Here is a 13,361-nt window from a genome sequence, read left to right as displayed (position 1 = left end):
CTTTATTGATTACGCTGTCGGAATTCCTCCGCTTACACTGTAAATTTGGGATGTCACATAGCTCGATTCTTCTGAGGCCAAAAAGACATAAATCCCTGCAAGCTCCGCCGGCTGTCCGGCACGCTTTAATGGAACGGCCGGTGTTTCCTTGCCGAATTTCGGAATGTTTTCACCGGGCTGTCCTCCTGAAATCTGCAGCGGTGTCCAGATCGGCCCCGGCGCTACCGAGTTGACTCTGATTCCTTTATTCGCCAGCTGCTTTCCTAGGCCGACGGTAAAACCGATAATGGCATGTTTCGTCGCGGCATAATCCAACAGCATCGGGCTTGGATTATACCCTTCTACGGACGTTGTCGTGATAATAGACGCGCCTTCCGGCAGATACGGAAGCGCGGCTTTGACGAGCCAATACAGCGAGAATACGTTGACTTCAAATGTTTGATAGATTTGTTCTGCGGCAAGATCGCTGATATCATCCACTGCCTGCTGTTTGCCGGCGACAAGAGCGAGCGTATCAAGACCGCCAAGCTCTTGATACGCTTTTTCCGCCAATTCTCCGCAAAACGCTTCATCGCTTAAATCTCCCGGCAGCAGAACGGCTTTTCTTCCCTCTTTTTCAATTAACGCTTTCACTTCTTCGGCATCCGGCTGTTCCTCAGGCAGATAGTTAATGGCCACATCCGCCCCTTCCCGGGCATAAGCAATTGCGGCGGCCCGGCCGATACCTGAATCGCCGCCGGTGACGAGGGCTTTTCTTCCCTTCAGCTTGCCGGCTCCTTTATAGCTTGTTTCACCGCAGTCCGGCACAGGCTTCATCTCTTTCTGCAAACCGGGCGGTTCTTGATATTGTTTTGGAAATTCATCATGATCATATTTCGTCAGCGGGTTGTGCAGATTTGCATCAGACATACAAGACTCTCCTTTATCATTGGTGATGTATTCGTATGTGTACCCCTTTAGCATGACGGATCAAACGTGTAAGTGCAGTTTCCGCTTGATAAAGGGAAAACAAAAAAGGAGCCCGTAAGCTCCCTTTTTTTTATGATTCTCCGAGAACGTTTTCAGCCATTTTCGCTAAATGCTGGGCGCTTCCTGAAATCTCCTGCATCGTGGCAGAAATTTGTTCAACCGCCGCCGCTTGGCCGTCCGTGTTCTGGTTGATGGATTCAATTGAGTCCTCCAGCCCTTTCAGCAGGCTGTGGATTTTTTTCGTAATCTGGTCAATTTGGCCGACATTGTCTTTTGAATGAGTGGCAAGCTTGCGGATCTCATCCGCCACCACGGAAAAGCCCTTGCCGGATTCTCCTGCTCTCGCGGCTTCAATGGCCGCATTCAAACCGAGCAGATTGCTTTGATCCGAGATGCCCTTGACAGTGACGGAAATGTCAGCGATTTCTCCCGCGCTTTCACTGACTTGTTTCGCCTGAGCGGAAATTCCGGTCATCTGTGCTGAAAAGCCGTTGATGGATTCTGAGATATCCGCGATCGCCGAAGCGGTCTGTTCCACGACGGCGGACAGGCTTTCAGCGACATCATGAAGCTTGGCTGATTTTTCAAGGCTCGTGCCGAGACCGACGCCGCCGATGACTTTTCCGTTTTCATCATGAAGCGGAATCGCTCTGGCGATCAGCGGAAATCCGAACAGCTCTTTCGGCACCATGCTTGTCTTCTTCTGATTCATGCGGATCGCGTCTGTAATGATGTCCCCTTTTTGCAGCGGATCTCCCGGCTTTACATTAAGAGAAAACGTTTTAGCCGGAATATTCACGATTAATTTTTCTGTATCATAAATTCCGATGGTGATGTCATCTTGGATCAGGCTGTTTAAAAAAGGCGCAACTTTGACAAAAGCGTCAAGCAGGCTGGGCGTTTGCTGCTCCGTCTGTATACTCATTTCTTTCACTCCTTCTTAATATGGGAATTGACGTTTTTCATGCTGAACCGAAATCCATTTCAGCGTGGTGAATTCTTCAAGGCTCCATTCGCCGTTCAGCCTGCCGAGACCTGATTGTTTCTCGCCGCCGAACGCGACATTCGGTTCATCATTAATGGTCGTATCGTTGACGTGAATCATGCCGGTTTCGATCCGCTTAGCAAACTCAACGCCCCGCTCCACGTTTGCCGTATGCACGGCTCCGCTTAAACCGAACGGTGTCGCGTTTGCGATGCTTACCGCTTCATCCTCCGTTTCAAACGGCATGATGCAGACGGCCGGTCCGAACAGCTCCTCCTTCGCGATGCTCATCTCAGGTTTCACATCTTTTAAAATGACGGGCTCAGCGACCGTTCCGCTGAATCGGCCGGACAGCACCGGAACCGCTCCCTCTTCTATCGCTTTTTCGACAGACCGTCTCAGACCTTCCGCCTGTCTCTCATTGATTAAAGGACCGATAACCGTATCAGGGTCCATCGGATCGCCGACTTTCAGCGATGACACTTTCGCTTCGTAAAGCTCTGTAAATTTGTCATATACAGATGTGTGAACGAGCACGCGGTTCGCCGACATACAGATCTGGCCTTGATGCGTAAACCGGCTGAATACGGCCGCATTGACGGCGTATTCAAGATCAGCATCCTCAAGCACGATCAGCGCGCTGTTTCCGCCAAGCTCCAACAGCGGTTTTTTAAAGTGTTTGACCGCAAGCTGTCCGATATAGCTGCCCACTCCGGTTGAGCCTGTAAATGAGATTATCCGCGGCACGGGATGCTCAACAAAGCTGTCGCCGATCTCCCCGATATCCGTCACGATGACATTCAGCAGCCCGTCCGGTACGCCGGCCGCTTCAAAAATTTTCGCGATAAGCGTTCCGCCGCAGATCGGCGTTTCTTCATGAGGCTTCAGCACGACGCCGTTCCCCGCGCCGAGTGCCGGCGCAACAGATTTCATCGAAAGGAAAAACGGGAAATTAAACGGGCTGATCACCCCCACGACTCCGGCGGGTATTCTGTACAGCCTGTTTTCTTTTCCGTCAATCGTGGACGGGAGAATTTTCCCTTCCATCCGCACCGGAAATGTTGCGGCTTCTTTTATCATATTTTTGACAAGTCCGATTTCAAACTCAGCCTTCAGCCGTGTTCCGCCAAGCTCCTCCATGATTAAGTAAATAATCGCTTCTTCGTGCTCTTCAATGAAAGAAACGGCTTTTTCCAAAATGGCCCGCTTTTTAAAAGGGTTTACTTTGTCCCATTCTTGTTTCGCAAGAGCCGCGGCGCGATATGCCGCATCCACGTCATCAGGCGTCGCTTTTCGGAATGAGGTGATGACTTTTTGAGTATAAGGATTTCTGTTTTCCAATACGTTCCGGCTGCTTCCATCCCTCCATCGGCCGCCGATAAACTGCTTATTTAGTTCTTCATATTGAAACATGTAAACATCTCCCTTTCACCGAAACTTGAAATTAGTTGATGAGTCATCTTTTGTATCGGTCTTAAGGTGAGAAAATTGAACTATTTCACAATAAAATTCCCTTTCCTTCCGTGCATCGACGCTTTTTAGCTTTGTCCTTTTAAAGTGGAAAATTCTTTAATTGACTGCGAGAAATTTCGACAATATAATACAAACGTCAGTGTATATAATGATAAGAATATTATGAATTTTCAGGAGGACCCATATGTCTTTACTATTTCGGAAAAAGCCGCTGGCCGACTTAAAGGCCCAGAGCAAACAGACCAGCCTGTCCCGCTCGTTAAGCGCTTTTGACTTGGTTTTGCTCGGAATCGGCTGTGTTGTCGGCACGGGGATTTTTGTGATTACCGGGACTGTGGCCGCGACAGGCGCAGGACCGGCTTTGATTCTGTCGTTTGTGCTCGCGGGCCTTGCCTGCGCGCTCGCCGCGTTTTGTTATGCGGAATTTTCTTCATCCATTCCGATTTCAGGCAGCGTATATACGTATTCATATGTCACTCTCGGGGAGTGTCTCGCGTTTTTAATCGGATGGGACTTAATGCTTGAATATGTTATCGCGCTCGCCGCCGTTGCAACCGGCTGGTCATCTTATTTCCAGTCGCTTCTTGCAGGCTTCGGGCTGCATCTTCCGGAGGCGCTGACCGCCGCACCCGGCAGCAAAACGGGTGCCGTGTTCAACCTGCCGGCCGTTATCATTATCTTGGTCATTACCGCGATTGTTTCAAGGGGCGTGAAAGAAAGCACCCGCTTTAACAATGTCATTGTATTGATGAAAATTGCGATCATTCTGCTGTTTATCGTCGTCGGTTTCGGCTACGTGAAACCGGAAAACTGGTCGCCGTTTATGCCGTTCGGAATGAAAGGCGTCATCACGAGCGCCGCGACCGTTTTCTTCGCGTATCTCGGATTTGATGCCGTGTCAAACGCGTCGGAAGAAGTGAAAAACCCGCAGAAATCAATGCCTGTCGGAATCATCGGCGCGCTTGCCATCTGCACCGTCCTTTACATTACGGTATCGCTTGTCCTGACGGGAATGCTTTCGTACACCAAGCTGAATGTCGGAGACCCTGTATCTTTCGCGCTCCAATTTGTCGGCCAGAACAAAATAGCAGGCATTATTTCCGTCGGCGCGATTATCGGGATTACAACGGTCATGCTCGCTCTGCTTTACGCTCAGGTGCGCCTTACATTTGCGATGAGCAGAGACGGCCTTTTGCCCCGCATGTTTTCCAAGGTTCACCCGCGTTTTAAAACACCGTTTCAAAACACATGGGTGACGGGGATCGTTGCCGCCGGGATCGCAGGTTTTATTGATCTGGGAACCTTGGCGCATCTCGTCAATATGGGAACCTTGGCAGCCTTTACGGTCATTGCGATCGCCGTCATCGTTTTAAGAAAGAAACATCCGGAGATCAAATCTTCCTTCCGTGTTCCTTTCGTGCCTTTTGTGCCGATCATCAGCGCATGCTTATGCCTGTATCTCGCAAGCAGCCTGCCGGGCGTGACATGGCTCGCCTTTGTCATCTGGATCGCCGCCGGGATCGTCGTTTATATGATGTATTCTAGAAAACACAGTTTGTTAAATAAATAAAAAGGGAGGCTCTTTTTTCTGTTTGAGAAAGAAGAGCCTTTTTTGCACTTGATAATTCATTCACCTTATGAATAATATGGTGTATGCTTCGTTTACATAAAAAGGAGGAGAATCACTTTGGCAATTGCCGCCCCGCTTAAAGAAAAACCTGTCCATCGTCCCGAGACAACCATGTATTCTATTCTGTTCATTATCGGGATCTGTCATCTGCTGAACGATTCACTGCAAGCGGTGATTCCGGCGATGTTTCCGATTTTGGAACGTTCCATGAATCTTACATTTACGCAGCTCGGAATTATCGCCTTTACGCTGAATATGGTGTCTTCCGTGATGCAGCCCGTCATCGGCTGGTATACGGATAAACGCCCGATGCCGTATGCTTTGCCGCTCGGGCTCACCGCAAGCATGCTCGGCATTTTAGGTCTCGCGTTCGCCCCGTCTTTTCTGACGATTTTATGCTGTGTCTTTTTTATCGGCCTTGGCTCCGCCGTCTTTCATCCTGAAGGATCGCGTGTCGCTTACATGGCCGCCGGCGAAAAGCGCGGGTTGGCGCAATCAATTTACCAAGTCGGAGGGAATACCGGCCAGGCGATGGCGCCCTTGATTACCGCGCTGATTCTCGTTCCGCTCGGTCAATTCGGCTCTGTCTGGTTTACGCTAGTCGCCGCAATCGCTGTGCTGTTTCTCATTTATATCGCCAAATGGTATAAAGGCCGTCTTATTCATTTGCGCGCCGCAAGTAAAAAATCATCGGCCGCCGCTGTGCAGACCGTCATTACAAAACCGATTATTCTCGCACTTATCATGATTATCTTCTTAATTTTCGCGCGCTCCTGGTATGTGAGCGCGATCGGCAACTTCTATACGTTCTATGCGATGAATGCCTATCATGTCAGCATTCAGCAGGCACAGAGCTACATCTTCGTCTTTTTATTTTTCGGAGCTGTCGGAACGTTTCTCGGCGGGCCGCTTGCAGACCGTTTCGGAAAGCGGAACGTCATCATCGTTTCCATGACGGCATCGGCTCCCTTGACGATTTTCCTTCCGTTTGCGGGACCTGTCATCGCCTATGGCGTACTGGCGCTGATCGGCGTTGTTCTGATGTCCAGCTTCTCCGTGACGGTTGTCTACGCGCAGGAGCTTGTTCCCGGCAAAATCGGAACGATGTCAGGGCTTACGGTCGGGCTCGCCTTCGGAATGGGCGCGATCGGAGCGGTTGCGCTCGGAGCTCTTATTGATTCAGCGGGATTGACGCCGACCATGACAGCCGTCGCCTTTCTGCCCGTTTTAGGTCTGCTCGCCTTTGTCCTGCCGAGCGACAAAACATTAAAAGAATGGCATTCATAAAAAAATCCCTGCCGAAAAGGCAGGGATTTTATGTTTCAACCGTATAAAAATGAGTGTCAGGAACCGCATATTTCGGAATAAACCCGTCTCTGAAATCAGGAAACGCTTTTTGAATTTCATCAATCCATTTTTTTACGTTTTTGATGTACGGGACGTAAATCATACTGACTGTCGCCTCGTCATCAATGTGATAGTACCAGCAGAGATTGAATTCGTTCTCCGTGACGAGCGTAAAGCCTGAAAAATGATAAAAAATCAGCGGGGTGTCATTGACATATACAGCCCCGTCGCGCAGGCTGACGTCATATTGCTCAATATTCCACAGCGCCGCATTCGCGCCGATCGACTCCGTGACATGAACGTGTTCAAACTGCGCGGGCCACTTTTCAACATACCTTTGGTCACCGTATGTCTTTTTTTCTTCATTCATCTCCACCGTACAATAGGAGATGCAATCCTGTCTCCACTGCCAGACCGCCCGGTACGCTTCCCCGGTATTCCGCGCGCCGACAAACCCGGTGTTGTACTGCCCCGTCAGCTTGTAATAAGACGCAAACCGTTCTGAATTGCGGTGATCCGTCAGAAAAAGGGAAGCATCCGGCTTTTCCGCAAACAGCTCGCCCGCATCTGAGAAGAAAAAGAGATCGGTGTCCAAATGGGCAAAATATTCGGCTTCATCATACTCCGTCATCACATGGAACAGAAAAGCCGGCTTCAGCGTCCAGCAATATTCATGAAACGTCCGGCCGCCCTTTGCTTCAAGCAGCTCCGGGTCCTCCATTTCATGGAGCTGAACCGCCGTGACATGTTCCCACGGCACCTGCTGAAGCAGTTCGTACGCTTTCTGATCGACACACAGCACATACAGATGAAAATCCCGGCAATGCTCATGGAGAGAATGAATCATCGGCATCAGTTTAAAGATATGCGTTCTGGAAACAATGGTTGAAAAATGATATTTACTCACCATATCACATCCAATTTATTTAAGATCCACATGCAGTAAATCAGCAGTCAGCGCTTTGAACGCCCTTGCAAAGTGCGTGACGCCCAGCTTTTTTTCCGCTTTTGCCAAAAGCTTTCCGACCTCCGGCAGCTGGAAGCTGTTCGCCGTGATCCGCGGGCTTTTCGTCTTCCAGTCCGGATCGAGGTTGCGGTCTTTAACCGCGTGCAGCAGCTCGAGAAAAATGTGCAGCAGGCTTTCATATTTCTCATAATCAAGCAGCACCTCGATGTCTGCCATTATACTGTTGGTTAACTCCGCGTCAAACGGGCCGTTAAACGCGAGGTGCACGTCAAGCGAATGAATGTCATTGTACTTGTCGCACATGTACGCGATATTCGCCCTGATGTCATCAACGGAAGCGCAGTTGCTCGGATGCTCCTGATGGACGCTCATGATATCGCGCCGCAGCTGAAATCTCATTCCCGACTGATGAAGCCTGATGCCGAGATCATAATCTTCAAAGCCGTATCTGACAATGCCTTCATCAAACAGGCCGAGATCTGCCACGTGCTGCCTCTTAACTGATGAATTGTTCGTAATGAAAAAACGCCATGGCAGACGGTAGCCGTTCAAATCATCTCCGTATTTTTCCAAAATGCTTTTCAGCACCCGGATAAAGTCGGTATCTAAATCAAAGCATCGGTCAAGAAAGCTTCCGTCTCTGATGTCACTTTCATCAAGGAGCGCCTCTTTATCGCCCGGCAGCTCTTCATACAGTTCGGCGAGTTTTTCCTTATGCTCTTTTTCAAAACGGTCATAATAAAAGCTGTAAATCCGCTTCCAGAACATACCGCATACGACAAGATCGTCCCGGTTCTCATGAGCCTTGATATGCTTCGCCACCAAATCCTTTTCGGCAAGCATGTCGCTGTCATGGAAAATCAAAATATCGCCTCTGGCATTGCGGACCGCCTGATTCCGGCCGTAAGCGATCCCTCTGTTTTCTTTAATTCTTACAAAAATCAGCGGAAAATTCGCGCTGAATGATTCAAGCATGGATAAGGTTCCGTCTTCCGAACCGTTGTCAGCCACAATCACTTCGAACGGCTCTGTGCATTCCTGTTCATTCAAGGACAGCAGGCTGTTATAAAGCCTCTCCTTGGAATTATATGCGGGAACAATGACGCTTGCCTTCACTTTTCGTTCACTTCCTGTATATGATCATTTATTTGTTATCATCCTCAGATGCAAAGCCGCTGAACTCCGGGCAGACGGCGCTGACCGTCCCGATCACCCGCTTCAGAATGTCCTGATAAAGCTGATGGACAAACGGCAGGTCGGTCCGGTCCGTCTCATGAATCTGCCGAATGTCGCTGGCTGTGACGATCCGGTATCCGCTGAAATGATAGAAAATCAGCGGATTTCCGTCTTCGAGCACAAGACGCCCGTCCTTCCATGAAAACGTGTGGCGGCCGTAATTCCAATGGCCGATATTCACGCCGGGCGTGGTGATGTCACACACATTCGGGAACAGGCCGGACATGTAATCCAAGTAGCCTTGATCTCCGAATTTTCCTTCGCCCGGCGCATTTTTGCATTCTTCCAGGCAGCGTTCTTTCCACCATCTGAGACAATCTGTTCCGGCACTGTCGGTTTTGAAGCTGAGAAAACCGGAATTATACCGGCCTAAAAGACGCTGCAGCATGTCGATTTCCTGTTTTTCAAATGAGGGAATGACGATATCACCCCGTGACAGAAGCACCGAACAATCCGGCTGATTGTCAAAAATCGCGCGCGGATCAGCGAAGAAAAACAAATCGGCATCAATGTACGTGACACGCTCTAATTCCGGGTGTCCGTCCAGCACGAATTCGAGAAATACCGGCTTCACCGTCCAGCAATATTCGCTCTGATCCCTCGTCCGCTTCAGTTCAAGGAGCGCCTCATTTTCCAGTGCGGACACCTGAATCAAGGTGACATTATCCGGCCGCATTGCCTGCAGCACGTCATAGGTGTCTTGATCCATACACAAAGTAAAAATGGGGGCGTCCGCCTGAACCGCTTTCAATGAGCCGAACAAAGCGATAGCCTGATACAGCCTTCCTTTTGATAAAACTGTGCAATATGCGCTTGTCACGTCTTTCTCTCACCTCTGTTTCTGTTACTTTTGAAAAAAGGCTTTATACCATTCGATCGTTTTTTCCAATCCTTCATCAATGGTATGCGCGGGCGTCCAATTCAGAAGCTTCCTCGCCTTTTCCGCTGATAAATATTGGTGCTTGATTTCGTGGCTTCCCTGGTTAAGCACTTTCGGCTTGAGGTCACTGTCCATCGCCTTAAGAATTTTTTCTACAAGTTCCAGCACCGTCAGCTGAATCTCATTGCTGAAGTTGAACGCTTCTCCCGCAAGATTGAGCTCCTCCATCTTTTCCGCCAGCAAAAGGTATGCCTCGACCGCATCCTCGATGTAAAAATAATCACGGATAAATGTGCCGTCGCTGCGGATTTCCGGCGCTTCACCGTTCAGCACGAGCTGAATCGTCTGCGGAATAATCCGGTTGAAGTTCAAATCTCCGCCGCCGTACAAGTTGCCGCAGCGCGTAATACAGACCGGAAGTCCGTACGTATTAAAATATGTGTGGCTTAATAAATCGGCACAGCTTTTTGATACGTCATACGGATGTTTGCCCTGAAGAGGCATGTTTTCATCGTACGGCAGTGTCGGCTGGTCGCCGTACGCTTTATCACTGGACGCGACGATCACCCGCTTGATGAGCGGATGCCTGCGGCACGATTCAAGGATGTTCCATGTGCCGAGAATATTGGCTTCAAATGTGGAAATCGGATTGCGGTTTGCGACGCCGACGATCGCCTGAGCGGCTAAATGAAAGACCGTGTCAATTTCATACTCGCCCAGCGCCCGCTCAATCACATCCAGATCTTCAAGCGCGCCCTGCACGATATTCATTTGCTTCACTTGTTCTCCCTGATACAGGTTCGACTTGGGCACAGTGTCACGGACAAGTCCCGTCACATTAGCCCCCTGATCGATCAGTTCCTTCACCAAGCAGCTTCCTAAAAGACCTGTACATCCCGTCACAAACACATTTTTATTTTTCCAGAAACTCAAACTTGATCACCATACCTTCCATACATGTTGTCCCCGGTCCCACATCTTGTTAATTTCCAGCAGATTTTTATACGTATCGATCGCCGTCCAGAAACCGTAATGCCGGTATACCGCCAATTCGCCGTCCTTTGCCAGCTCCTTCAGCGGTTCTTCTTCAAACATGACGTCCCTGTCTTTCGGCAGATAATCAAATACCTTCGGGCTGAGCACGAAAAATCCGCCGTTGATGATGCCGTCACTTGAGGTTTTTTCAGAAAAGCTTTTCGCCATACCGTCTTCAACCGTCAGCGTTCCGAATTGCGAGGTCTTTTCTATACCGGTGACGGTCGCCGCAGCCCCTTTTGATTGATGATAGCTGATCAGATGAAACAGGTTGATGTTGGCCAGTCCGTCCCCGTACGTCATAAGAAAGGTTTCATCACCGATGATGTCCTTCGCCTGTAAAAGCCGCCCCGCTGTCTGCGTGTGTTCCCCCGTGTCTAAAAAAGTGATTTTCCACGGCTCGGATGTTCCCAATATCCGCACTTCTCCGGTAGAGCTGTCCAGCGTCATGCTGTGATTCTTCCAGTCATAATCTAAGAAATATTCCTTAATCATCTCTCCTTTGAAACCAAGAAGCAGGATAAATTCGTTCACGCCATAGTATTGATAGAGTTTCATAATATGCCATAGAATCGGTTTGCCGCCTATCATGGCGAGCGGTTTGGGACGTTCATTGGTGATTTCGCTCATTCTCGTTCCTTTTCCGCCGCAGAGAATGACTGCTTTCATCTCTACCCCTCTTCTCTGTGAATATTGGATTCGAAACCGCCCGTATAAGAGAAACCAACCCGATAATTTGTCCGATTCTCTATCACCGGTTTCAAAATCTACTGTAAGATATGAGAGATTGGCGCCCTTTGTGACCAAAAGCTCTCTCTTTTTTCAGATTGGTGAAGATACACACAAAAAAAGAGCCTCACGGAAATTCCGTAAGGCTCTTTCTATTATTTATTATCCTGATTCAGCTTTTCTTTGCCGTAATGATATTTAGACGGATCAACCGGCGTAAAGTCGCTCAATTTGTGGAATCTGAGCAAGTCTTTGTACATCACGCTGTCAGACAGCTTCAGCTGCTCTGTGACTCTGGCTTTCAGGTTTTTCGTTTCCTGATTGCCTTTCAGTTCTTTTCCTGTCTTCGTATCGTATACGACATTGGAGATGGAAGTATATTTCGGCGTGACGTAATCTCCGTTACGGAACGTCACCGTATCATCATGGTCTTTCGAGAAGAGATCGGTGCCGAAATTAATATATTTCTTAGAATCGATGCCTTCCAAGTGAAGGATCGTCGGCACAACGTCCATTTCACCGCCGTACGTATGGTTCACCCCGCCTTTTTTGCCGGGGATGCGAAGCATAAGCGGCACACGCTGATTCTGCGCGTTTTGATAAGGCGTAATTTCTTTGCCGAGAATTTCTTTCATCGCGCGGTTATGGTTTTCAGAGATTCCGTAATGGTCTCCGTAAAGCATAATCACCGAGTTGTCATATAAACCGGATGACTTCAGATCTTTAAAGAACTGTTCAAGCGCTTCGTCGAGATAACGCGCCGTCTGGAAATAGTCATCCACAGTCGCGTCGCCCGTTTTCGCTTTTTCGATCGTTGCGTCTTTTTCATCAAGCGTAAACGGATAATGGTTCGTCAGCGTGAGCAGATGCGCGTAGAACGGCTGTTTCAGCGACTGAAGCTTCGGTATGGATTCTTTGAAGAATGGTTTATCCTTCAGTCCCATATTGACAAGGTTGTCATCAGACATATCGTATGTGCTGGCGTCAAAGAATTTATCGTAGCCGATATGTTTGTAAATCTGGTCACGGTTCCAGAATGATTTGTAGTCACCGTGTAAAACGGCGCTTGTATAGCCCTCACTTTGGTCAAGGATGGCAGGAAGCGATTGATACGTGTTTTCCCCTTTTGTCACGAAGGCTGACCCTTCAGGCAGTCCGAACAGGCTGTTATCCATCATCAGCTCGGCGTCAGATGTTTTACCTTGGCCTGTTTGGTGGAAAAAGTTATCAAAGTACGTCATGTCCTCTCCGCCGCGGGCGAGTTTATTCAGGAACGGCGTGACTTCTTTTCCGTCAAGTTTGTAATTGATCAAAAACGATTGGAAGCTCTCCAAGTGAATCTTAATGATGTTTTTGCCTTTGGCCTTGCCGAAATACTCGGCGTTCGGCTTCGCATAATGCGACGATGTGTAGTTTTCAACGCTCGTCAGGTCATCGCTGCTGGCATATGCCCGCTGTGATTCCGTCTGCGCCGTCTGTACGCCGTCATAGATCGTGTAATTATAAAGGCCTAAGTATTTTACAATGTAATTGCGGTCAAACGTTCTTGTCAGCAGCTCCGGGCGGTCCTCTTCGGCAATCGCCAGGTTCACGAAGAACAACACAATACCCGTCACGATAATTAATGACGTATACCGTTTTTTCAGCTTGAATTCCTTCAGCTCACGTCTCCACACCAGAAGCGCGATTAAAATAATAATATCAACAAAGTATAAAATATCATGGCCGGACATAATGCTGAAGATGCCGTCTCCCATATTTCCGACATTACCGGATTGCTTTAAGTTCGGGAATGTCAAGAAATCATCGAAGAATCGATAGAATAGGATATTTGCATACAAAATAAACGTCATGATGAAATCAATAATCACCATGATAATCGCTGATTTGCGGCCTTTCGCAAACAATGCCAGTCCTAAAAAGAAAATGGCGCTTGAGAACGGATTGATCACAAGCAGAAACTGCTGCGTCGGACCCTTCACCCCAAGGTTGAATTCAGCATGATAGGCTAAATACGTTTTGGCCCAAAACAAAATAATAGCCAGTACAAAAAAACTAAGTCTGTAAGAAAATAATTTCTTCATGGCAACCTCTACTTTCCTAAACACTT

11 protein-coding genes are annotated in these 13,361 nt (G+C 48.6%); 2 read left to right on the top strand and 9 right to left on the bottom strand.

Going from position 1 to position 13,361, the window contains the following annotated elements:
* Positions 1 to 9: 9 nt before the first annotated feature.
* From ACWJJS_RS18370 to ACWJJS_RS18360, 3 genes are all read right to left on the bottom strand, one after another.
* Positions 10 to 909, bottom strand: a complete 900-nt coding sequence (locus ACWJJS_RS18370) for an SDR family oxidoreductase (RefSeq protein ID WP_196616276.1) — start codon at positions 907 to 909, stop codon at positions 10 to 12.
* A 130-nt stretch (positions 910 to 1,039) separates the two neighbouring features.
* On the bottom strand, positions 1,040 to 1,444 hold the full coding sequence (locus ACWJJS_RS18365; protein WP_369719111.1) for a methyl-accepting chemotaxis protein: 405 nt from the start codon (positions 1,442 to 1,444) through the stop codon (positions 1,040 to 1,042).
* 465 nt (positions 1,445 to 1,909) lie between these two features.
* Complete coding sequence (locus tag ACWJJS_RS18360) at positions 1,910 to 3,367, bottom strand: aldehyde dehydrogenase family protein (protein WP_033574964.1); 1,458 nt, start codon at positions 3,365 to 3,367, stop codon at positions 1,910 to 1,912.
* 244 nt (positions 3,368 to 3,611) lie between these two features.
* Between ACWJJS_RS18360 and ACWJJS_RS18355 the strand changes: the two genes are divergently transcribed.
* Both ACWJJS_RS18355 and ACWJJS_RS18350 read left to right on the top strand, forming a co-directional pair.
* The gene (locus tag ACWJJS_RS18355) at positions 3,612 to 4,997 is read left to right on the top strand and encodes an amino acid permease (RefSeq protein WP_025649927.1); all 1,386 of its coding nucleotides are present in this window, start codon (positions 3,612 to 3,614) and stop codon (positions 4,995 to 4,997) included.
* Between the two features lie 117 nt (positions 4,998 to 5,114).
* Entirely contained in the window at positions 5,115 to 6,344 is a 1,230-nt protein-coding gene (locus ACWJJS_RS18350; protein ID WP_103527075.1) for an MFS transporter, read from the top strand.
* A 28-nt stretch (positions 6,345 to 6,372) separates the two neighbouring features.
* Here the strand turns inward: ACWJJS_RS18350 and ACWJJS_RS18345 are convergent, their stop codons facing one another.
* The 6 genes from ACWJJS_RS18345 to ACWJJS_RS18320 all read right to left on the bottom strand — a co-directional run bounded on the left by ACWJJS_RS18345 (position 6,373) and on the right by ACWJJS_RS18320 (position 13,335).
* Complete coding sequence (locus tag ACWJJS_RS18345) at positions 6,373 to 7,311, bottom strand: putative nucleotide-diphospho-sugar transferase (RefSeq protein ID WP_003155671.1); 939 nt, start codon at positions 7,309 to 7,311, stop codon at positions 6,373 to 6,375.
* Positions 7,312 to 7,326: 15 nt separating this feature from the next.
* Positions 7,327 to 8,487 (bottom strand): glycosyltransferase family 2 protein, encoded by a 1,161-nt coding sequence (locus ACWJJS_RS18340; protein WP_172614525.1) that lies wholly within the window; start codon positions 8,485 to 8,487, stop codon positions 7,327 to 7,329.
* A gap of 28 nt (positions 8,488 to 8,515) precedes the next feature.
* Positions 8,516 to 9,427, bottom strand: coding sequence for a putative nucleotide-diphospho-sugar transferase (locus tag ACWJJS_RS18335; protein ID WP_454023796.1), 912 nt, complete (start codon positions 9,425 to 9,427; stop codon positions 8,516 to 8,518).
* A 24-nt stretch (positions 9,428 to 9,451) separates the two neighbouring features.
* A complete protein-coding gene (locus ACWJJS_RS18330; RefSeq protein WP_369614759.1) occupies positions 9,452 to 10,420 on the bottom strand; it encodes a GDP-mannose 4,6-dehydratase in 969 nt (322 codons plus the stop codon).
* Positions 10,421 to 10,426: 6 nt separating this feature from the next.
* Positions 10,427 to 11,191: a glucose-1-phosphate cytidylyltransferase gene (locus ACWJJS_RS18325; protein WP_003155676.1), complete on the bottom strand. Its 765-nt coding sequence runs from the start codon at positions 11,189 to 11,191 to the stop codon at positions 10,427 to 10,429.
* A gap of 215 nt (positions 11,192 to 11,406) precedes the next feature.
* Complete coding sequence (locus ACWJJS_RS18320; protein WP_003155677.1) at positions 11,407 to 13,335, bottom strand: LTA synthase family protein; 1,929 nt, start codon at positions 13,333 to 13,335, stop codon at positions 11,407 to 11,409.
* Positions 13,336 to 13,361: the final 26 nt, after the last annotated feature.

It is taken from the genome of Bacillus sp. JK106 (assembly GCF_053663355.1).
Note: the sequence above shows the minus strand (reverse complement) of the source record. Positions and strands in the feature narration are given on the sequence as shown.

Bases quoted from the DNA above. Each gene is read 5' to 3' on its own strand.
- ACWJJS_RS18370 (WP_196616276.1), bottom strand. From the start codon at position 909: ATGTCTGATGCAAATCTGCACAACCCGCTGACGAAATATGATCATGAT.
- ACWJJS_RS18365 (WP_369719111.1), bottom strand. From the start codon at position 1,444: ATGACCGGAATTTCCGCTCAGGCGAAACAAGTCAGTGAAAGCGCGGGA.
- ACWJJS_RS18360 (WP_033574964.1), bottom strand. From the start codon at position 3,367: ATGTTTCAATATGAAGAACTAAATAAGCAGTTTATCGGCGGCCGATGG.
- ACWJJS_RS18355 (WP_025649927.1), top strand. From the start codon at position 3,612: ATGTCTTTACTATTTCGGAAAAAGCCGCTGGCCGACTTAAAGGCCCAG.
- ACWJJS_RS18325 (WP_003155676.1), bottom strand. From the start codon at position 11,191: ATGAAAGCAGTCATTCTCTGCGGCGGAAAAGGAACGAGAATGAGCGAA.
- ACWJJS_RS18320 (WP_003155677.1), bottom strand. From the start codon at position 13,335: ATGAAGAAATTATTTTCTTACAGACTTAGTTTTTTTGTACTGGCTATT.